The organism is Bacillus sp. WC2503 (assembly GCF_052682895.1).
In genome coordinates this window covers 4614300-4636372 of sequence record NZ_JBQYMD010000001.1, presented here as the reverse complement: position 1 = coordinate 4636372, position 22073 = coordinate 4614300, and the positions used below count along the sequence as shown (strand labels likewise).

23 protein-coding genes are annotated in these 22073 nt (G+C 36.2%); 21 read left to right on the top strand and 2 right to left on the bottom strand.

Features of this window, described 5'->3' with window-relative positions:
* Positions 1–102: 102 nt before the first annotated feature.
* Positions 103–1443 carry a chromosomal replication initiator protein DnaA gene (gene dnaA / locus ACUN26_RS23895; protein ID WP_000428014.1) on the bottom strand — a complete coding sequence of 447 codons (1341 nt, stop codon included), beginning with the start codon at positions 1441–1443 and terminating at the stop codon, positions 103–105.
* Between the two features lie 564 nt (positions 1444–2007).
* Between dnaA and rpmH the strand changes: the two genes are divergently transcribed.
* The 10 genes from rpmH to spo0J all read left to right on the top strand — a co-directional run bounded on the left by rpmH (position 2008) and on the right by spo0J (position 11051).
* Positions 2008–2142 (top strand): 50S ribosomal protein L34, encoded by a 135-nt coding sequence (gene rpmH / locus ACUN26_RS23890; RefSeq protein WP_000831901.1) that lies wholly within the window; start codon positions 2008–2010, stop codon positions 2140–2142.
* A 76-nt stretch (positions 2143–2218) separates the two neighbouring features.
* Entirely contained in the window at positions 2219–2566 is a 348-nt protein-coding gene (rnpA, locus tag ACUN26_RS23885; protein WP_000728890.1) for a ribonuclease P protein component, read from the top strand.
* Between the two features lie 52 nt (positions 2567–2618).
* Complete coding sequence (gene spoIIIJ, locus ACUN26_RS23880; protein WP_000727742.1) at positions 2619–3386, top strand: YidC family membrane integrase SpoIIIJ; 768 nt, start codon at positions 2619–2621, stop codon at positions 3384–3386.
* Complete coding sequence (gene jag / locus ACUN26_RS23875) at positions 3383–4000, top strand: RNA-binding cell elongation regulator Jag/EloR (RefSeq protein ID WP_000111507.1); 618 nt, start codon at positions 3383–3385, stop codon at positions 3998–4000. Before spoIIIJ ends, jag begins: the two co-directional genes overlap by 4 nt.
* A gap of 225 nt (positions 4001–4225) precedes the next feature.
* Positions 4226–5602, top strand: a complete 1377-nt coding sequence (mnmE, locus tag ACUN26_RS23870) for a tRNA uridine-5-carboxymethylaminomethyl(34) synthesis GTPase MnmE (protein WP_000393771.1) — start codon at positions 4226–4228, stop codon at positions 5600–5602.
* Between the two features lie 46 nt (positions 5603–5648).
* The gene (gene mnmG / locus ACUN26_RS23865) at positions 5649–7538 is read left to right on the top strand and encodes a tRNA uridine-5-carboxymethylaminomethyl(34) synthesis enzyme MnmG (protein WP_000541048.1); all 1890 of its coding nucleotides are present in this window, start codon (positions 5649–5651) and stop codon (positions 7536–7538) included.
* A gap of 21 nt (positions 7539–7559) precedes the next feature.
* Positions 7560–8279: a 16S rRNA (guanine(527)-N(7))-methyltransferase RsmG gene (rsmG, locus tag ACUN26_RS23860; RefSeq protein WP_001019628.1), complete on the top strand. Its 720-nt coding sequence runs from the start codon at positions 7560–7562 to the stop codon at positions 8277–8279.
* Positions 8280–8384: 105 nt separating this feature from the next.
* A complete protein-coding gene (gene noc, locus ACUN26_RS23855) occupies positions 8385–9257 on the top strand; it encodes a nucleoid occlusion protein (RefSeq protein WP_000799019.1) in 873 nt (290 codons plus the stop codon).
* 188 nt (positions 9258–9445) lie between these two features.
* Positions 9446–10207 carry a sporulation initiation inhibitor protein Soj gene (gene soj / locus ACUN26_RS23850; protein ID WP_000516116.1) on the top strand — a complete coding sequence of 254 codons (762 nt, stop codon included), beginning with the start codon at positions 9446–9448 and terminating at the stop codon, positions 10205–10207.
* A complete protein-coding gene (gene spo0J / locus ACUN26_RS23845; RefSeq protein ID WP_001051819.1) occupies positions 10200–11051 on the top strand; it encodes a stage 0 sporulation protein Spo0J in 852 nt (283 codons plus the stop codon). Before soj ends, spo0J begins: the two co-directional genes overlap by 8 nt.
* A gap of 20 nt (positions 11052–11071) precedes the next feature.
* Here spo0J and yyaC read toward each other — a convergent pair whose 3' ends face one another.
* Positions 11072–11668 carry a spore protease YyaC gene (yyaC, locus tag ACUN26_RS23840; RefSeq protein WP_001020736.1) on the bottom strand — a complete coding sequence of 199 codons (597 nt, stop codon included), beginning with the start codon at positions 11666–11668 and terminating at the stop codon, positions 11072–11074.
* Between the two features lie 259 nt (positions 11669–11927).
* Here yyaC and ACUN26_RS23835 point away from each other — a divergent pair, with 259 nt between their 5' ends.
* The 11 genes from ACUN26_RS23835 (at position 11928) to ACUN26_RS23785 (ending at position 21944) form a co-directional block, all read left to right on the top strand.
* On the top strand, positions 11928–12809 hold the full coding sequence (locus ACUN26_RS23835) for a mechanosensitive ion channel family protein (RefSeq protein ID WP_000365117.1): 882 nt from the start codon (positions 11928–11930) through the stop codon (positions 12807–12809).
* Between the two features lie 20 nt (positions 12810–12829).
* Positions 12830–13027 carry a DUF951 domain-containing protein gene (locus ACUN26_RS23830; RefSeq protein ID WP_000435485.1) on the top strand — a complete coding sequence of 66 codons (198 nt, stop codon included), beginning with the start codon at positions 12830–12832 and terminating at the stop codon, positions 13025–13027.
* A gap of 114 nt (positions 13028–13141) precedes the next feature.
* Positions 13142–14242: a redox-regulated ATPase YchF gene (ychF, locus tag ACUN26_RS23825; protein WP_000524664.1), complete on the top strand. Its 1101-nt coding sequence runs from the start codon at positions 13142–13144 to the stop codon at positions 14240–14242.
* Positions 14243–14433: 191 nt separating this feature from the next.
* Positions 14434–14724: a 30S ribosomal protein S6 gene (gene rpsF, locus ACUN26_RS23820; protein WP_001233781.1), complete on the top strand. Its 291-nt coding sequence runs from the start codon at positions 14434–14436 to the stop codon at positions 14722–14724.
* Between the two features lie 26 nt (positions 14725–14750).
* Positions 14751–15272: a single-stranded DNA-binding protein gene (gene ssb, locus ACUN26_RS23815; RefSeq protein ID WP_000981965.1), complete on the top strand. Its 522-nt coding sequence runs from the start codon at positions 14751–14753 to the stop codon at positions 15270–15272.
* A gap of 44 nt (positions 15273–15316) precedes the next feature.
* Positions 15317–15550 (top strand): 30S ribosomal protein S18, encoded by a 234-nt coding sequence (gene rpsR / locus ACUN26_RS23810; protein WP_000918874.1) that lies wholly within the window; start codon positions 15317–15319, stop codon positions 15548–15550.
* Positions 15551–15630: 80 nt separating this feature from the next.
* Positions 15631–16566, top strand: coding sequence for a YybS family protein (locus ACUN26_RS23805; RefSeq protein WP_000814850.1), 936 nt, complete (start codon positions 15631–15633; stop codon positions 16564–16566).
* 78 nt (positions 16567–16644) lie between these two features.
* Entirely contained in the window at positions 16645–18618 is a 1974-nt protein-coding gene (locus ACUN26_RS23800; RefSeq protein ID WP_001113905.1) for a DHH family phosphoesterase, read from the top strand.
* On the top strand, positions 18615–19061 hold the full coding sequence (gene rplI, locus ACUN26_RS23795) for a 50S ribosomal protein L9 (protein WP_000864222.1): 447 nt from the start codon (positions 18615–18617) through the stop codon (positions 19059–19061). Before ACUN26_RS23800 ends, rplI begins: the two co-directional genes overlap by 4 nt.
* Positions 19062–19088: 27 nt before the next feature.
* Positions 19089–20438, top strand: coding sequence for a replicative DNA helicase (gene dnaB, locus ACUN26_RS23790; protein ID WP_001286243.1), 1350 nt, complete (start codon positions 19089–19091; stop codon positions 20436–20438).
* 216 nt (positions 20439–20654) lie between these two features.
* Complete coding sequence (locus tag ACUN26_RS23785) at positions 20655–21944, top strand: adenylosuccinate synthase (RefSeq protein WP_000100232.1); 1290 nt, start codon at positions 20655–20657, stop codon at positions 21942–21944.
* The last annotated feature ends 129 nt before the right edge of the window (positions 21945–22073 follow it).

Genomic DNA, 22073 nt, shown 5'->3' with positions numbered 1-22073 from the left:
TGTGGATATGTGGATAACCCCGTTGAAAGATGTAAAAACAGTCTATCTACATGTGGATAGACTGTGCGTAAAACAAGGAGAGTTATTCACACTATTCAGCTACTACTTTAAAATATCATTAATTTCTTCGACTTGTTTTTGCAATTGCGTATCCGTTTTTAGTAGCTTAGAAATTTTTTCATGGGCATGGATAACGGTTGTATGGTCACGTCCACCAAATTCTTCACCTATTTTAGGTAAAGAGGAATCTGTAAGTTCGCGTGATAAATACATTGCAATTTGACGAGGAAACGCAACTGATTTTGTACGCTTTTTCGCTTTAAAATCTTCTAATTTTACTTGGTAAACGCCCCCGACAGCTTTTTGGATATCATAAATAGAAATAATTTTTGGTTTAGAATTTGGAATAATATCTTTAAGTGCTTCAGCTGCTAAATCAGCATTAATATCTTTGTTAATTAAAGATGAATAAGCTACAACTCGGATGAGCGCACCTTCTAATTCACGAATGTTTGAATCGATTTGATTTGCGATATACAGCATAACCTCGTTTGGTATATCAAGTCCTTCAGCTTTTGCTTTTTTACGTAAAATCGCAATTCGCGTCTCTAAATCTGGTGGCGTAATGTCCGTAATGAGTCCCCATTCAAAGCGAGAACGAAGACGATCTTCTAAAGTTGGAATTTCTTTTGGTGGCCGATCACTTGAAATTACAATTTGTTTGCTTTCTTCGTGTAATGCATTAAATGTATGGAAAAACTCTTCTTGAGTTTGTTCTTTTCCAGCAAGAAATTGAATATCATCTATCAATAAAACATCTACATTGCGATATTTATTACGAAAATCGACTGCTTTATTATCACGAATAGAGTTAATGAATTCATTTGTAAATTTTTCGGATGATAAATATACAACTTTCGCGTTTGGATTGTGTTCAATTACATAATGACCGATCGCATGCATTAAATGCGTCTTTCCAAGCCCAACGCCCCCGTAAATAAAGAGAGGATTATATGCTTTAGCTGGAGCCTCAGCTACAGCTAATGAAGCAGCATGGGCAAAACGGTTACCAGAGCCAATAACAAATGTATCAAATGTATATTTTGGATTTAACATGCTCTGTGGTAAATGAGTAGAATCATCTTGTGCTCGATTTTTTTTTATAGGAGGAAGATCGATATCCTCTTCAGCTTGACTTTGGGGAATAATAAAGCGAATAGCCAATTTTGCCCCTGTTAAATCATAAAGTGTTTCCGAAATGAGTTCTGAGTAATGAGATTCTAGCCAATCACGAGCAAATTCATTTGGAGCTGTAATCGTTAATACGTCTTTCTTTAAGTTATGTGCTGTTGTTGACTTCAACCACGTTTCATAACTAGGTTTACTGACCTTTTTTTCAAGTTCTTTTAAGGCACTATTCCATAAATCAGAGATGTTTTCCAAAGGTGTCCCTCCTTTACTAAGATGGTAAAAGAATAAGGTTGCGCAACAAATGTACAACCCAATAAATAGTGAATGTATATTTATACGAAACGTCTTTTAAAACCTAAAAACGTCGTTTGTATATGAGATAGGGTTTTCGACAAAAAAAGCAAATGTGGACAACTATTTACCCACATGTGATTAAAACTGTCCACATGTTATACACAAATTGTGGATAAAATAAACATGTGGGAAACTTATTCAAAGTGAAAACACAACTATAATATCAAAAAAAAGTAGCTATAGCAATGAAATTAAGAAAGTTATCCACAAAATCAATACCTTGTGGAATAAACTTGTCCACAATACGATATACTGTGTAAAAGTAAGAAAAAAGTTTGTGGATATAAAAAACATAAAAAAACATTTATCCACAAGGAAATATAAGAACTGTGAAAAAGAATGTGAACAGGTTCAAAATGAATATTTGATGAAAATTTCGAGAACCATTGACATTTTCCTAGTTGATTAACTATAATTTATAAGACTGTCTTTAACAGATATTCCTCAGGGAGGTGTCATATAATGAAAAGAACTTACCAACCAAATAAACGTAAGCGCAGCAAAGTACATGGTTTCCGCAGCCGTATGAGCACAGCGAACGGACGTAAAGTGCTAGCAGCTCGTCGTCGTAAAGGAAGAAAAGTATTATCTGCGTAGACCACTGATCGTTCAGTGGTCTTTTTTTCTAATAATAGTGAATTTCCGCTGATGAAATACAGGAGTGTCAATTGATATGAAGAAAAAAAATCGTATAAAGAAGAATGATGAATTCCAGGAGGTTTTTCAAAAAGGAAAATCAAATGCGAACCGTCAGTTTGTTGTATACCAACTAAATAAAGAAGAACAGCCAAATTTTCGCATCGGTCTTTCTGTTAGCAAGAAGATAGGAAACGCAGTAGTTCGTAATCGAATTAAGCGTATGATCCGTCAGTCCATTACAGAATTGAAAGATGAGATAGATTCTGGAAAAGATTTTGTTATAATAGCAAGGAAGCCTTGTGCAGAGATGACATATGAAGAAGTAAAGAAAAGCTTAATTCATGTCTTTAAACGCTCTGGTATGAAAAAAATAAAAAAGTAGCGTAAGGAAATGAATTACACTATATACATACCGATACAAGGAGGAGTAGGCTTTGAAAAAGAAATTAGGTTTACTAGCCATGGTTGTTGCGTTAATGGCAATTACTGCTGGCTGTAGTGAAGTAAATCAGCCAATTACACCGAAAAGCACTGGGATTTGGAATGAATATTTTGTATATCCACTATCTCAGTTAATTACGTATTTTGCTGAATTATTCGGTAAGAATTATGGTTTAGCAATCGTCGTTACAACTCTTATCATTCGTTTTGCATTATTACCACTAATGATCAAACAAACGAAGAGTACGAAAGCAATGCAAGCATTACAACCAGAAATGGTGAAGTTAAAAGAAAAACATAGCTCTAAAGATCAAGCAACACAGCAAAAATTACAACAAGAAATGATGCAGTTATATCAAAAAAATGGTATAAATCCATTAGCCGGTTGTTTACCAATATTTGTTCAGATGCCTATTTTATTCGCATTTTATCATGCGATTATGAGAACATCAGAAATTAGTAAACATACATTTTTATGGTTTGATTTAGGACAGGCAGACCCTTACTATATCTTACCGGTTGTTGCAGCGATTACGACATTTATTCAGCAAAAGCTTGCAATGGCAGGAACTGCTGGTCAAAATCCACAAATGGCAATGATGATTTGGCTTATGCCGATTATGATTTTAATCTTTGCAATTAACTTCCCAGCGGCATTATCACTTTACTGGGTTGTTGGTAATATCTTTGGTATCGCTCAAATGTACTTTATCAAAGGGCCAGAAATTAAGGCTAGTAAGGCTGGAGGAGCAGGTAAGTGAGTGTAATTACTGCTAAAGGACAAACAGTCGAGCTGGCAGTAGAAGATGCTTTAAGGCAATTAAACACTTCAAAAGATCAAGTTGATATAAATATTATCGATGAGGGTAAAAGGGGATTCCTAGGCTTATTTGGGAATCGTCCTGCAGTAGTAGAAGTTGTATTGAAGAAAGATCCCATTCAAGAATGTGAAGAGTATTTAAAAAATGTTATTCGCAACATGGGTGTGGAAGTCGAGATTAGTAAAATTGTAAAGGGACGCGAAGTTGAATTTACAATTTCTGGTGATAATGTAGGTGTTTTAATTGGAAAAAGAGGTAATACGTTGAACTCTTTACAGTATTTGACAAAACTTGTCGCGAATCGCCATACGAAACAGTATATTGGTATCACACTAGATGCTGAAAATTATCGTAGTAAAAGAAAAAGTACGTTAGAATCGCTTTCTTATCGATTAGCAAAACAAGTGTCTAAAACGAAAAAAAGAGTTGTTTTAGAGCCGATGCCATCTTTTGAACGAAAAATTATCCATCAAGCATTATCTAATCATCAAGATATCAATACAACTTCTGAAGGAAATGAACCACATCGGCATGTTGTAATATCTTCCAAATGACCGGTTACTCAAATGAGTGCCGGTTTTTTTGAGGGGAAAACAGATGTGGATAACTAAAAACACTAAACTTATCCACTGTGAATAAGTTTAGTGTTTTTTACATGAGGACATAATAAAATGAGTTATTATTCTTTTGTAGATAGGTTCGTTATGGTATTCTAATAATTTAGTGAAGAAAATAATCGTGTTGAAATAGAGATAAATAAGCAAGTGAGGTGAAAGGACATGGAATTTGATACAATTGCTGCGATTTCCACAGCGCTTGGAGAGGGCGCAATTGCCATTGTTCGAGTAAGTGGGGATGATGCGGTTGAAAAAGTTAATCGTATTTTTAAAGGGAAGGACTTAACAGAGGTTCCTTCTCACACAATTCATTATGGTCATATTGTTGATTTAGATACAAATCAAGTTATTGAAGAAGTTATGGTGTCTATTATGCGTGCACCAAGAACTTTTACACGCGAAAATATAGTAGAAATTAACTGCCACGGTGGACTTGTTTCGGTAAATAAAGTATTGCAGCTTATTTTAGCGCAAGGAGTACGATTAGCAGAGCCTGGTGAATTTACAAAACGTGCTTTTTTAAATGGTCGTATTGATTTATCACAAGCAGAAGCTGTCATGGACTTAATCCGTGCAAAAACAGATCGTGCAATGAACGTAGCGATTAATCAAATGGAGGGGCGATTATCTAAATTAATTGGCCGCCTGCGTCAGGACATATTAGAAACGCTAGCTCATGTTGAGGTAAACATAGATTACCCAGAATATGATGATGTGGAAGAGATGACACATAATATTTTAATTGAGAAAGCGACACATGTTCGTGCTGAAATTGCAAAAATATTAGAAACATCGAAGCAAGGGAAGATTTTACGTGAAGGTATTGCTACTGCAATCATCGGTAGACCTAACGTTGGGAAGTCATCGCTATTAAATAGTCTCGTTCAAGAGAAAAAGGCAATTGTAACTGATATTGCAGGAACAACTCGTGATGTTATTGAAGAGTACGTTAATGTGCGTGGTGTACCACTTAAACTTATAGACACAGCCGGGATTCGTGAAACGGAAGATGTTGTTGAACGAATTGGGGTAGAACGTTCAAAAGAAATGATGAGCCAAGCAGATTTAGTGTTAATTGTCGTAAATTATAGTGAGGCTTTAACAAATGAAGATGAAGATTTATTCCGTGCGGTACAAGGAAAAGATTTCATTGTTATTGTGAATAAGACGGATTTACCGCAAGGAATTGATATGGAACGTGTTGCAGAATTGGCTGCGGGAAATCGTGTTATTACAACATCCTTAATCGAGGAGCAAGGAATAGATGAGCTTGAACAGGCGATAGCTGAGCTATTCTTTGAAGGAACAATTGATTCTGCAGATATGACATATGTTTCTAACGCAAGGCATATCGGACTATTAACACAAGCAGAAAAGACAATTGGAGATGCAATTGAGGCAATAGAAAATGGTGTTCCGATTGATATGGTACAAATTGATTTAACGAGAACGTGGGAAATACTTGGTGAAATTACTGGTGATACTGTCCATGAAAGCTTAATTGACCAGTTGTTCTCTCAATTTTGTTTAGGAAAATAATATGGCGATGTTTCAGAAAGATAGAGATTATTAGGAGGAATAAATAATGGGATACAATGCCGGTTCATACGATGTTATAGTAATCGGTGCAGGTCATGCAGGATGTGAAGCTGGTCTTGCGGCAGCACGAATGGGCTCCAAAACATTAATGTTAACAATTAATTTAGATATGGTAGCGTTTATGCCATGTAACCCTTCTGTTGGTGGACCAGCAAAAGGGATTGTTGTTCGTGAAATTGATGCATTAGGCGGAGAAATGGGACGCAATATTGATAAAACGCATATTCAAATGCGTATGTTAAATACAGGTAAAGGACCAGCTGTACGTGCACTTCGAGCACAAGCAGATAAGTTCTCTTACCAACATGAATTAAAGAAAACAATTGAAGAAACACCAAATTTAACTTTGTTCCAAGGAATGGTAGAGCGTTTAATCGTTGAAGATGGCGTATGTAAAGGGGTAATTACGCAAGCGGGTGCTGAATATACAGCAAAAACAGTCGTAATTACAACTGGAACATTTTTACGTGGTGAGATTATTATGGGTGATTTAAAATATTCGAGCGGTCCAAATAATCAGCAACCATCTATTACATTATCTGAGCATTTAGAGGAGCTTGGATTTGATCTTGTTAGATTTAAAACAGGTACACCTCCTCGTGTAAACAGCAATACAATTGACTACAGTAAAACAGAAATTCAACCGGGTGATGATAAACCACGTGCGTTCTCTTTTGAAACGACGAAATTTATTATGGATCAAATTCCATGTTGGTTGACATATACAAGTACGGAAACACATCGTTTAATAGATGAAAATTTACATCGTTCAGCTATGTATTCTGGTATGATTAAAGGAACAGGACCTAGATACTGTCCTTCTATTGAAGATAAAGTAGTAAGATTTAATGATAAACCACGTCATCAAATTTTCTTAGAGCCAGAGGGACGCAATACGCAAGAAGTATACGTACAAGGTCTATCTACAAGCTTACCAGAAGATGTACAGCGTGACATGCTTAGAACAATCCCGGGGCTGGAAAATGTCGAAATGATGCGTACAGGTTATGCAATTGAGTATGATGCAATTGTGCCAACGCAATTATGGCCAACACTTGAAACGAAAAACATTAAAAATTTATATACAGCAGGACAAATTAACGGAACTTCTGGTTACGAAGAAGCGGCAGGACAAGGGCTTATGGCTGGAATTAATGCGGCATGTCGATCTTTAGGTAAAAAAGAAGTTATTTTAGGGCGCGAGGATGCTTATATTGGTGTCTTAATTGATGATCTTGTAACGAAAGGTACAAATGAACCATATCGTTTATTAACATCTCGTGCAGAGTACCGTCTATTATTACGCCACGATAATGCGGATCTTCGTTTAACTGAAGTTGGTCGTGAAATCGGATTAATTAAAGAAGAGCGCTATGAGCGATTTACAAATAAAAAGTTACAAATTGAACAGGAAAAGGAACGTTTAGGTAGCATTATTATTAAACCACGTCCTGAAGTTCAAGAATTAATTCGTAGCATTGGTGGAAGTGAATTGAAAGACGGAATACGTGCAAGTGACTTATTACGTCGTCCAGAGATGACATATGAGCATATTCATCTTTTAGTACCAAGCGAAGTAGAATTAAGTGATGAAGTTACGGAACAAGTTGAAATTCAGACTAAGTACGAAGGATATATTGAAAAATCATTACAGCAAGTAGAGCGTATGAAGAAAATGGAAAATAAAAAAATCCCTGTGGATATTGATTATGATGCAATTTCTAGCCTTGCTTCAGAAGCTAGACAGAAATTGAAAGATGTTCGTCCACTTTCAATGGGGCAGGCTTCACGTATTTCCGGCGTAAATCCAGCAGATATTTCCATTTTACTTGTGTATATTGAACAAGGAAAAATTGCGCGCGTATCGAACCAATAAATAGTAAGGAGCTATCGCTAGATGAACATAGAACAATTTCAATCTATGCTAGAAGAGAAGGGTATTACCCTCTCTTCTAGGCAGTTAGAGCAGTTCAAAATCTACTTTGAAACATTAGTAGAGTGGAATGAAAAAATGAACTTAACGGCTATTACGGAAAAAGAAGAAGTATACTTAAAACACTTTTTTGATTCTATTACAGCTGCTTTTTATTATGATTTTTCAAAACCATTCTCAATTTGTGATGTTGGTGCAGGGGCTGGATTCCCAAGTATTCCTTTAAAAATCTGTTTCCCGCACTTAAAAGTAACAATTGTAGACTCATTGCAAAAACGTATTAATTTCTTAAATCATTTAGCACAAAAGCTAGAATTAAGTGACGTTGCATTTTGTCACGATCGTGCTGAAACATTTGGGAAAAAAGAAGGTGTACGTGAATCGTATGATATTGTAATGGCACGTGCAGTTGCGCGTCTTTCTGTATTAAGTGAGCTATGTTTACCACTTGTAAAAGTCGGAGGAACATTCATTGCGATGAAGGGTGCAGCAGCAAACGAAGAAATTGAAAATGGCAAGTATGCTTTAGAGGTGCTTGGCGGAGAGTTAAAAGAGATGTCTACGTTCCAATTACCGTTTGAAGAAAGTGAACGTAATATTTTATTAATCGAGAAAAAGCGCAAGACACCAAAGAAATATCCACGCAAACCGGGAACACCCAATAAATTACCTATTGAAAAATAAATCTTATTAGACGTAAGATTAAATTATATAAATGAAAACGTAAATGTTTCATAGGAAACATTTTATGTAGAATAGTCAATAGGCCTAAAAGGTGGTGGAATATGTATGAAAAATACGTTTTCTCGTTTATTTGGCTTTGGAGATAAAGAGAGCGAATTCGAATTACAAGACGAAAGCCATGAAGAAATAGATAAAAAGGTATATGAAGAAATACAAGAAATTCCGATCGTAAATATTACTCCTAATCGTTATCAACCACGAACGGTTTTTGACGATGCACGTATCGACGAGTTGGCATTAACGATTCGTACACACGGGCTCATTCAGCCGATTGTTGTGAGGCAGTATGAGGATGATAAGTACGAGATTATTGCTGGAGAAAGACGTTTTCGCGCAGCAACGAAGTTAGGCTGGGAAAAGGTCCCTGCGATCATAAAGAACTTAAATGATACAGAGACGGCTTCTGTAGCGTTAATTGAAAATTTGCAACGTGAGGAATTAACAGCAATCGAGGAAGCTGTGGCATATCAAAAGCTGATTGAGTTACATAATTTAACGCAAGAAGCATTGGCACAACGACTTGGAAAAGGACAATCTACAATCGCAAATAAGTTGCGATTGTTAAAGTTGCCTGAAGAAATAAAAAGTGCATTGTTAGAAAAAAGTATTACAGAACGTCATGCTCGTGCTCTCATTCCTTTAAAAAATGAGGAATTACAACTGAAAGTTTTACAAGAAATTGTGGAAAAACAACTCAATGTAAAACAAACAGAGGAACGAATCGCGAAATTACTAGAAGAAGTAAAACCGAAGCGCAAGGCGAAGCAAAAAGCAGTAAGCCGAGACGCGAGAATTGCTATGAATACAATTAGGCAATCATTACAAATGGTGGCTGACAGTGGTTTAAATGTTAATTCTGAGGAAGAAGAATTTGATGAGTACTATCAAATTACGATTAAAGTTCCGAAGAAAAAATAATAATGATGTGTTAGAGACCTTATCCTACTGGAGAGGTCTCTTTTGCTATATTTTCTTGTTAATGAAGAAGGAGTTTAGAAATAAATTTTGAAGTTTAATAAGGACGGAAAAGAAAAACTTTTATTTCATGTTACAATAAACGTAATTGTTACTAGAATAAGATAGAAAGGTTGAAAGTAGGTGACATCATGGGAAAAATCATTGCTATTGCTAATCAAAAAGGCGGTGTTGGAAAAACAACAACATCTGTTAATTTAGGGGCTGGATTGGCGCAAGTAGGTAAGAAAGTCCTTCTCGTAGATATTGATGCTCAAGGAAATGCAACGACTGGTGTGGGAATTGAAAAGTCAGAATTAGACCAATGTATTTACAATGTTCTTGTGGAAGATGCAGATGTTCAGGGAGTTATACGGAAAACCGCAACTGAAAACTTAGATGTTCTACCCGCTACAATTCAATTGGCTGGTGCTGAAATTGAATTGGTACCGACTATTTCCCGGGAAGTACGTTTGCAAAGGGCATTACAGCCAGTTCGTGATGAATATGATTACATTATTATCGACTGTCCCCCGTCTTTAGGGTTATTAACGATTAATGCATTAACAGCAGCAGATTCTGTTATTATTCCTGTTCAGTGTGAATATTACGCACTCGAAGGATTAAGTCAGCTATTAAATACAGTTCGACTTGTACAAAAACATTTAAATAAAGATCTAGCAATTCAAGGTGTATTGTTAACAATGCTAGATGCCCGTACAAATTTAGGGATTCAAGTTATAGATGAAGTGAAGAAATACTTTAGGGATAAAGTATACCGTTCCATTATTCCACGTAATGTTCGCTTAAGTGAGGCACCAAGTCATGGGAAACCGATTATGCAGTATGACGCTAAATCAAGAGGGGCAGAAGTATATATAGATTTAGCAGAGGAAGTGATTGCAGGTGGCTAAAGGTTTAGGAAGAGGGATTAATGTGTTTTTTCCTGATTTAGATGTGAAAGAAGAAGAAACGATTCAGGAGATTATCGTAACTGAATTAAGGCCGAATCCATACCAACCGCGTAAGCACTTTAATAAAGCTGCGATTGAGGAATTAGCGGCTTCTATTAAAGAACACGGCATATTACAACCGTTAATTGCTAGAAAGAGTATTAAAGGATATGAAATTGTTGCAGGTGAAAGAAGATATCGTGCTGCCAAAGAGGCTGGACTTGAAAAGGTACCTGCCGTTGTAAGGCAATTAAACGAGCAGCAAATGATGGAATTTGCTTTGTTAGAAAACTTACAACGAGAAGATTTAAATCCGATGGAAGAGGCAATGGCATACCAGATGTTAATGAATGAGCTAAATGTAACGCAAGAACAATTAGCGAAACGTCTTGGTAAAAGTAGACCTTACATTGCAAACTATACTCGGTTATTAAGCCTCCCTTCTTTCGTACAAGATATGATTGCAAATGGTCAACTTTCAATGGCTCATGGGAGAACTTTACTTACAATCAAAGATGAAGAACAATTGAAGTCCTTATTGAAACGCATTGAAAAAGAAGGATTAAATGTTCGTCAATTAGAGAAAATCGTCCAAGAGATTAATCAACACGTTTCACGTGAAACAAAACAAGTGAAAAAAGAGCGAAATATATTTTTCGTAGAACGTGAAACGTTCTTAAGAGAAAAGTTTGGCACAGATGTGAAAATTAAAGAGACGAAAAAAGAAAAAGGTAAAATCGAAATTGAATTTTTTAATAAAGAAGATTTAAATCGTATTTTAGAATTATTATCACATAAAAATTAAAAAGCAAACCATCTTATTATTTATAGATGGTTTGCTTTTTTTAATGCAGATAATTTTTGATCCGTCTCTTTTATACTTTGTGCGATTACATCGGCCATTTTCATCACTAAACTTAATCTCGTATTTTGAAGAACAAAAAACTCCATAAAACCATTTAAATTGACGATGCCGTGTATATGCAAATCACCAACTGCAGGTAATTTCTTATTCATCGCAGCACCAGGTTTACTAGGTCCTTTTCCAGTAGTAATTGAACCGATATTTTGAGACTTTCCTAAACATGCATCAACGGCAATTATAAAGGAAGTAGGATTTTCTTTCTGTATATTTTGAATTTTCTCTTCTAGATTCAGTGCATGCACTGGTTCATCTAGTGTGCCGAACACTTGGAAGTTTTTGATTTCTACTTGTTCTAGCTTAGTGCCAACTAATGGGCCGAGTGCATCACCGGTGGAACGATCTGTTCCGATACAAACGAGAATAAGTGGTATATTAGTTTGAATAGGAATATGGGAAAGCAAGAAGTTACTGATTGTCTCGGAGGCTTCTAAGTCTTGGTGCATAACATTTTGAGTTTCTTTTTCGAAAAAAGGTAAGCGAAAACTTCCAATATTCATGAAGCACCCATCCTTTTAATAAATTTTCAAAATATGTTATATGGCGAATAAAATGGAAAACTATAAGTGCGTACTTTTTGCAAAATGTAAATGAAAACGGAAATAATAGTACTAGTATATATATATTCGTTCCATTTTATACCTGGATAGAAGTTAACAAATGCAATTAAAGTTATAAATTTTTTCAGCAATCAGAGAGACTTCTGATACAATAAGAAGAATAACTAAAAAGAAATTTTGGCTGGAGAGGTAGAGATACATGGATTTATTAACGAAGTGGTTTAATTCTACGAAACAGTATTTATTGGATGCTGATCGTTGGGCTCATATTGGAGTTGCGACATTAAAAATATGTATTATTTTAACAATTGGTGCAGTTGTTGTGCGAGTTGCAAGAGCGGTTGTACGAAATGCGTTTCGCATGGGGAGCCGTTCTCCAATCCAAATTTCAGAACGTCGTACAGTTACGGTAGCGAAATTACTTGAAAATATTGTAGCATACGTTGTTATGTTCATTATGCTAATTGCGATTTTAGGTGTGTTTAATATTAATGCATCAGGTTTATTAGCGGGTGCCGGGGTAATTGGTTTAGCAGTCGGATTTGGTGCTCAAAGTTTAGTGAAAGACGTTATTACAGGTTTATTTATTTTGCTAGAAGATCAGTTTTCAGTTGGCGATTATGTTAAAATCGGTCAATTTGAAGGAGTCGTTTTAGAAATTGGACTTCGTACAACGAAAGTAAAGAGTTGGACAGGTGAAATTCATACTTTACCAAACGGAAGTATTGTTCAAGTTACTAACTACTCAGTTAGTAATAGTGTAGCATTTGTTGATGTATCTATTTCATATGAGGCTGACATTGCGAAAGCAGAGCAAGTTATTGAGGATTTATTAATAGAGTTACCTGCACAATACGAAAAAATGGTAACGACGCCTCAATTATTAGGTGTGCAAACATTAGCTGCATCAGAAGTTATATTACGCGTTATTGCTGAAGTAGAACCGATGCAACATGCAGTTATTGCAAGAGCACTTCGTAAAGAGATTAAAAATCGTCTAGATTTACATGGAATTGAAATTCCATATCCACGTATGGTTTTATATAATCGTGAAGAACTGGTTAGTGGAAAAGCACTTTAGTATCGAGAGGGGTTTGGAGAGTGGAGCAAAAGGAATATAACTTGTACGACGTTGTGGAAATGAAGAAAGCCCACCCATGTGGTGAGAATCGTTGGAAAATTATTCGTATGGGAATGGATATCCGCATTAAGTGCGAGGGATGTGACCATTCAGTAATGATTCCTCGAAGAGAGTTTGATCGTAAGGTGAAAAAAATACTTGTGAAGCACGAAGAATAGAGAAAAAGTAACAGTTGCAGTAGGTGGCTGTTGCTTTTTTCGTTTGGAGGAAACTTGTCATTTTTTTCGTTACTATCTATAATGATGAAAGATTGAGACATAGGAGTGAAAAATATGGGATTAACGGCTGGGATTGTTGGATTACCTAACGTAGGGAAGTCCACTTTATTTAATGCAATTACACAAGCAGGAGCAGAATCTGCGAACTATCCATTCTGTACAATTGATCCAAACGTAGGAATTGTAGAAGTACCAGATGAGCGTTTAAATAAATTAACGGAATTAGTAGAACCGAAAAAGACTGTTCCGACTGTATTTGAGTTTACTGATATTGCAGGTATCGTAAAAGGTGCAAGTAAGGGCGAAGGGTTAGGAAATAAATTCTTATCTCACATTCGCCAAGTAGATGCAATTTGCCAAGTTGTTCGTTGTTTTGAAGACGAAAATATTACGCACGTTTCAGGAAAAGTAGATCCAATTGATGATATTGAAACAATCAACTTAGAGCTAATCTTAGCAGACTTAGAGTCTGTTGATAAACGTATCGAGCGTGTTGCGAAATTAGCAAGACAAAAAGATAAAGAAGCAGTATATGAGCATGAAATTTTAGTGCGTTTAAAAGAAGCTTTCGAAGAGGGGAAACCAGCTCGTACTGTTGAATTTACAGAAGAGCAAATGAAGATTGTTAAAGGCCTTCATTTACTTACAACGAAAGAAATGCTATACGTAGCAAACGTAAGTGAAGATGATATTATGGATCCTTCTGAAAATAAATACGTACAAATGGTAAAAGAATTTGCAGCAAATGAAAATTCACAAGTAATTGTTGTATGTGCAAAAATTGAATCAGAAATCGCTGAGTTAGATGAGGAAGAGAAAAAAGTATTCCTGGAAGAACTAGGCATTGAAGAATCTGGTTTAGATCAGTTAATCCGTGCTGCATATGACTTATTAGGACTTGCTACTTACTTCACAGCTGGTGTGCAAGAAGTGCGTGCATGGACGTTTAAACAAGGTATGAAAGCACCACAATGTGCGGGCGTAATTCATACAGACTTTGAGCGTGGATTTATTCGCGCAGAAACAGTTTCTTATGATGATTTAATGACAAACGGTTCTATGACAGCTGCAAAAGAAGCTGGAAAAGTACGTTTAGAAGGAAAAGAGTATATCGTAAAAGACGGAGATGTTATGCACTTCCGTTTTAACGTTTAATTTAATATTTCCTAGGAAAAATAAAGGTATGAACTTGGCAAATATATTATGTGTTTGCCAAGTTTTTTACGTATTGGTGAGTTGATTCATATAACTTACTATGATATAATCTAAACTCGTGAGTAATTACTATAAATTAATTGCTCCTTGCCCATTATGGGCCGTTTAGACCAAAAGGAGGTGAAAGTGTAATGAGAAAGTACGAAATTATGTACATCATTCGTCCTGGCGTTGAAGAAGAAGCTCAAAAAGCTTTAGTTGAACGTTTTGCAGGTGTTTTAACAAACAATGGTGCAGAAATCATTAACACGAAAGAGTGGGGTAAGCGTCGTTTAGCTTACGAAATCAACGACTTACGTGAAGGTTTCTACATGATCTTAAACGTGAACTCTAACGCAGAAGCGATTAACGAATTCGACCGTTTAGCTAAGATCAACGAAGATATCCTTCGTCATATCGTTGTTAAAGAAGAAGAAAAATAATTGATATATAAGGGAGAGTGGTTCGATTGATGAATCGTGTTATCCTCGTTGGTCGTTTAACTAAGGACCCTGACTTACGTTACACGCCCAATGGTGTTGCAGTAGCTACTTTTACGTTAGCTGTGAATCGCGCATTTGCGAATCAACAAGGTGAGCGTGAAGCTGACTTTATTAATTGTGTAATATGGCGTAAACAAGCAGAAAACGTGGCAAATTATTTGAAAAAAGGTAGCTTAGCAGGCGTAGACGGACGTCTTCAAACTCGTAATTACGATGGACAAGATGGTAAACGTGTATATGTAACAGAAGTTCTTGCGGAGAGCGTACAATTTTTAGAGCCGCGTAATGGCGGTGGGGAGCAACGTGGTTCATTCAATCAGCAACCATCAGGAGCTGGTTTCGGTAACCAAAGCTCTAACCCATTTGGTCAATCTAGTAATTCAGGCAACTCAGGTAACACTGGAAACTCTGGATTTACGAAGAATGACGATCCATTTTCGAATGTTGGTCAACCGATTGACATTTCGGACGACGATTTACCATTTTAATGGTATGAATCGGCTATTTTTAACAAAGAATGGAGGGAATAGACATGGCAGGACGCAAAGGTGGACGTGCGAAACGTCGTAAGGTGTGTTTCTTCACATCTAACGGCATCACTCGCATTGACTATAAAGATGTTGATTTATTAAAACGTTTCGTTTCTGAACGTGGTAAAATTTTACCTCGTCGTGTAACAGGAACAAGCGCAAAATACCAACGCAAACTTACAGTTGCAATTAAACGTGCTCGTCAAATGGCACTTTTACCATATGTTGGTGAATAATAGCGTATGAAATGCACAGTAGAGTCGGACTCTACTGTGCATTTTGCTATGCTTTTCTTTTTTGAAAGAGAGGTTAAATCATGAAACAAACAAAATTTATTACTGAAGGCGCAGCGTTATTAGCTATATACGCGATATTATTGCTTGTGTCTTTATACGTTCCGGTTTTAGGTACAGTTGTAACTTTCGCATTACCATTACCGTTTATATTGTTTACGATAAAATATAGGTTATCCAATGCTTTTATAATTTTTACAGCTGCGCTTTTTATTACCGTTATTGTGAGCCAGCCCTTGAATCTAGTGAAGACAATAATGTTTGGATTGATAGGGATTGTTTTAGGATCCATGTATAAAAAAAGAAAAAAGCCAATAGAGATCTTGATGGCAGGAACCCTTGCATATTTAATTGGTTTTGTGCTCATTTATGTTGCAAGTATAAAGTTTTTTAACATAGATTTAATGAAGCAAATACAAAATATGTTTAATGAAAGTATGGCGCAAAGTGAAAAGATGGTAAGCGCTGCAGGTATGCCAATTAGTAAAGAACAAAAAGAGTTATTTGGACAATTCAATGAGATATTACAAACACTATTCCCGAGTTTACTTGTAATGGTTTCTGTTTGTTTTTCTTGGATTACAGTGCTCCTATCGGGTAGTGTCTTGAGGAAGTTAAAGTATGACGTTATATCTTGGCCTAAATTTAAAGATATACAATTGCCAAAGAGCATTGTCTGGTATTACGTTATATTTATTTTGTTAGCAACTTTTATAAAGGTAGAACCAGCATCATATTTATATATGGTATTTTCCAACCTATATGTCATATTTGCACTATTGCTCGTACTGCAAGGTCTGACATTTATCACCTTTTTAGCGCATAGAAAAGGATTTACTAAAGGTGTTCCTATTATTAGTTTTATTGTATGCATGTTTATTCCGATGATGTTTCCTCTTGTAACAATCTTAGGTATAATTGACTTAGGGATTTCATTGCGTTCTAAAATAGGGGGATAAAATAATATTCCTTATACTATTTTAATCTGTAAAACTAACTGGAAGGTGAGTTAGTTTTACTTTATAGGAGTTGTATACATGCCTGAATTTTATAAGAAACAGTGGTTTTTATATCCTGTTTATGTATTGGCATTTTTTGTATTTGTGCTAATTTCACTCCTCTGTTACTTTCATTTAATTATGGGAATATCAGCCTTTTTTATCTTTTGTATTGTACTTTTTGTCGTTATACGATTCGAACTTACTTTCCAAAGAAATTTTGAAAAACATACGACAGATATGATTACAAGGGTAAAGAAAGTGAGTAATGAAGCATTTAACCAAATGCCAATTGGTATTTTGTTATACAATAAGGATTATGGGATTGATTGGGCAAATCCTTATTTATCATCATGTTTGGGACAGCATGCATTAGCCGGTTGGCACCTTTACGATGTATCAGAAACATTACTCCTTTTTATTAAGGGGGAAACTTCTGACGATATAGTTTCTTTAAATAATCGAAAGTTCCGTGTTTTTGTAAGGAAAGAAGAAAAGCTAATTTATTTCTTTGATGTAACGGAACAAACAGAAATTGAAAAGATGTATGAAGATCAACGCACTGTTTTAGCTGTTATTTATTTAGATAACTATGATGAAGTTACACAAGGATTAGATGATCAATTACGTACGAATATAACAAGTCTTGTGACGTCACGTCTAAATGAATGGGCCGTTAAGTATGGCGCTTATTTAAAACGTGCATCTTCAGAGAGGTTCTTCGTTGTACTAAATGAAAGTATTTTAGCACAAATGGAGAAAGGCAAGTTTAACATTTTAGATCAAGTGCGTGAAGAAACATCTAAAAGGAATATACCACTTACGTTAAGTGTGGGTGTCGGATCAGGTGATATGCCTTTATCAGAGCTTGGAGCAATGGCTCAATCTGGTTTAGACCTTGCGCTTGGACGTGGTGGGGATCAAGTAGCTATTAAACAAGCGACAGGTAAAGTTAAATTTTACGGCGGTAAAACAAATCCAGTTGAAAAGCGTACTCGTGTACGTGCTAGAGTTATTTCGCATGCATTGAAGGATTTAGTATTAGAAAGTAGTAATGTCATTATAATGGGACATAGGGCCCCTGATATGGATGCAATTGGTGCTGCGATTGGTATTTTAAAGGTAGCTCAATTAAATGAGCGCAAAGGATATATTGTGTTAGATGAAAATGATTCCGATAAGGGAATTAAACGTCTGATGGATAAAGTGAAACAAAATGAAGAACTATGGTCTCATTTTATTACCCCAGATCAAGCGATGGAATTTGCAAATGATGAGTCCTTACTTGTTGTTGTGGATACACATAAGCCTTCTATGGTGATGGAGGAAAAACTGGTTCGTAAAATTGAAAATGTAGTGGTGATTGACCATCATCGTCGTGGAGAAGATTTTATTGAAGATCCATTACTTGTTTACATGGAACCATATGCTTCTTCGACGGCAGAACTTGTTACAGAATTACTTGAGTATCAACCGAAAAATTTAAAGATGACAATGTTAGAAGCGACGGCATTGTTAGCTGGTATTATTGTTGATACGAAAAGTTTTACGTTCCGGACGGGTGCTCGTACGTTTGATGCAGCTTCTTATTTACGCTCGCATGGTGCAGATACTGTACTTGTACAAGAATTGTTAAAAGAAGATATGAATCAGTATTTACGAGTTGCAAAAGCTATTAAAAATGCGTACATTTATAAAAATGGAATTGCTATTGCAAAAGTTGATAGTGATGACTATTACGATCAAGTGCTTATTGCACAATCAGCGGACACGCTATTAACGATGACGGGTATTATTGCATCATTTGTTATAGCGAAACGTGGGGAGAATTTCATTGGAATTAGCGGCAGGTCTTTAGGTGAAGTGAATGTGCAGCTAATTATGGAGAATCTAGGAGGTGGCGGGCATTTGACGAATGCAGCCACACAAATGAAAAATGTTACAGTAGATGAAGCTGAGGAGAAGCTTCGATTTGTTATTGATGACTATTTACAGGGAGGCACACAATCATGAAAGTAATTTTTCTAAAAGACGTAAAAGGTAAAGGTAAAAAAGGAGAAATAAAAAACGTACCAGATGGTTATGCAAATAACTTTTTACTAAAACAAGGATTAGCTGCTGAAGCGACAAACAGCAGTATGAAAACTTTAGAAGCTCAAAAGCGTAAAGAAGAAAAAGATGCAGCAGCAGAGCTTGAGAATGCAAAAGAGCTGAAAGAAACTTTAGAGAAATTAACTGTGGAACTGAAGGCGAAATCTGGGGAAGGTGGCCGTTTATTTGGTTCTATCACAAGCAAACAAATCGTAGACGCAATGCAAAAATCACATAAAATCAAACTTGATAAACGTAAATTTGAAATGGATGATGCAATTCGTGCATTAGGTTATACAAATGTGACTGTAAAATTGCATCCGCAAGTAACAGCAAAAGTAAAAGTTCATGTTAGTGAACAATAAAAATAAATTAAACAAGGAGGATTGCGTATGAGTGATGTAATGGCTGATCGTACCCCTCCGCATAATATAGAAGCTGAGCAGGCAGTCTTAGGTGCCATATTGATTGATCAAGATGCGTTAACGTCAGCATCAGAACTATTGGTACCTGACTCATTTTATCGAACGAAACATCAAAAGATCTTTGAAGTGATGCTTGGCTTGTCTGATAAGGGAGAGCCAATTGACTTAGTAATGATGACGTCAGCGATGGCTGATCAAGGATTACTAGAAGAAGTTGGTGGGGTTTCTTACTTAGCAGAGTTAGCAGAGATTGTTCCAACTGCTGCTAACGTAGAGTATTATGCACGAATCATCGCTGAAAAGGCGCTTTTACGTCGTTTAATTCGAACGGCGACTCATATCGTGTCTGATGGATATGAGAGAGAAGATGATGTGGACGGCCTTTTAAATGAGGCTGAGAAAAAAATATTAGAAGTATCTCATCAAACGAACGCTAAAGCATTCCAGAATATTAAAGACGTTCTTGTGGATGCTTACGATAAAATCGAACTTTTGCATAATCAAAAAGGTGAAGTTACAGGAATACCAACTGGATTTACTGAATTAGATAAGATGACCGCAGGTTTCCAACGAAATGATTTAATCATAGTAGCGGCGCGTCCGTCAGTAGGGAAAACTGCATTTTCATTAAATATCGCACAAAACGTAGCGACGAAAACGGATGAAAATGTAGCGATCTTTAGTTTGGAGATGGGCTCTGATCAGCTTGTTATGCGTATGCTTTGTGCAGAAGGTAATATTGATGCGCAAAGACTTCGTACTGGGTCATTAACTTCTGATGATTGGGCGAAGTTAACAATGGCGATGGGAAGCCTTTCAAATGCCGGTATATATATTGATGATACACCAGGGATTAAGGTAAATGAGATTCGAGCAAAATGCCGTAGATTAAAGCAGGAACAAGGTCTTGGGATGGTTTTAATTGACTATTTACAGCTTATTCAGGGAAGTGGGAAGTCGGGCGAGAACCGTCAGCAGGAAGTATCTGAGATTTCGCGTACATTAAAAGGGATTGCGCGTGAATTACAAGTGCCTGTTATTGCCCTTTCACAGTTATCCCGTGGTGTTGAATCTCGTCAAGATAAACGCCCTATGATGTCTGATATTCGTGAATCGGGGAGTATTGAGCAGGATGCTGATATTGTAGCATTCTTGTATCGTGAAGATTACTATGACCGTGAAACGGAAAATAAAAATACGATTGAAATTATCATCGCAAAACAACGTAATGGTCCGGTAGGTTCAGTAGAGCTTGCGTTTGTTAAAGAATTTAATAAGTTCGTTAACTTAGAACGACGCTTTGAGGATGGGGCATAAAGGCAGTATAAAAAAGAAACACATTTCTTATAATAAGATGTGTTTCTTTTTTTATAGAGTAAAGATAAGGCTTTCATAAGGTGAAAATATAATTCTTACGAACGAAAATGATTTTTAATAAAAAAATGTTCGCTTTTTTGGTTGACTTCTTTTTCGGTTTTGGTACAATTATATTGTTTGAATAGATCGTTTGAAAATTGCGGAGGTGCTTTAATAATGTCTTCAGTAGTAGTTGTAGGAACACAATGGGGCGACGAAGGAAAAGGTAAAATCACTGATTTTCTTTCTGAGCATGCGGAAGTAGTTGCAAGATATCAAGGTGGAAATAACGCGGGACATACAATTGTTTTCGGCGGAGTTAAATATAAGTTACACTTAATTCCATCTGGTATTTTCTATAAAGAGAAAATTTGTGTAATCGGAAATGGCTTAGTAGTAGATCCAAAAGCATTACTTGAAGAGTTAAAATACTTACACGACCGTGGTGTAAGTACTGATAATTTACGTGTAAGTAACCGTGCACACGTTATTTTACCTTATCATTTAAAACAAGATGAGTTAGAAGAGGCTAGTAAAGGTGATAACAAAATCGGTACAACGAAAAAAGGTATCGGTCCTGCATATATGGATAAAGCTGCTCGTATTGGTATCCGTATGGCTGATCTTTTAGACCGTGAAGCATTTAAAGAGAAGCTTGAGCGCAATTTAGTAGAGAAAAATCGTTTATTTGAAAAAATGTACGATACAGAAGGTTTCAGCGTAGAAGAAATCTTTGAAGAGTACTTCGAATATGGACAACAAATCGCACAATATGTATGCGACACATCTGTTGTATTAAATGATGCACTAGATAACAATCACCGTGTATTATTTGAAGGTGCACAAGGTGTTATGCTTGATATTGACCACGGTACGTACCCATTTGTTACATCTTCTAACCCGATTGCTGGTGGTGTAACAGTTGGAACTGGAGTTGGTCCGGCGAAAGTTACTCGCGTTGTAGGTGTATGTAAAGCATATACAAGCCGTGTTGGTGATGGTCCATTCCCTACTGAACTTAATGATGAAATTGGTCATCAAATTCGTGAAGTTGGTCGTGAATACGGAACAACAACTGGTCGCCCACGCCGTGTAGGTTGGTTCGATAGCGTTGTTGTAAGACATGCGCGTCGTGTTAGTGGTTTAACGGATTTATCATTAAACTCTATTGATGTATTAACAGGTATTCCAACTCTTAAAATCTGTGTTGCTTACAAATATAACGGAGAAGTTATAGATGAAGTTCCAGCAAACTTAAACATTTTAGCGAAATGTGAGCCTGTATATGAAGAGCTTCCAGGTTGGGAAGAAGATATTACTGGTGTTAAATCATTAGATGAGCTTCCTGAAAATGCAAGAAAATACGTAGAGCGTGTTTCTGAATTAACAGGAATCCAATTATCTATGTTCTCAGTTGGACCAGATCGTAACCAAACGAATATCGTTCGTAACGTATACGAAGTTTAATTGATATTTTTAAGAAAAACTCATGTCCGCATGAGTTTTTTCTTATCTTTTATAAAAAAAACAAAAAAAGTATTGCAAAAGTGAAAGATGATATGTTATGATACATCTTGTCGTCACGAAAATATGACG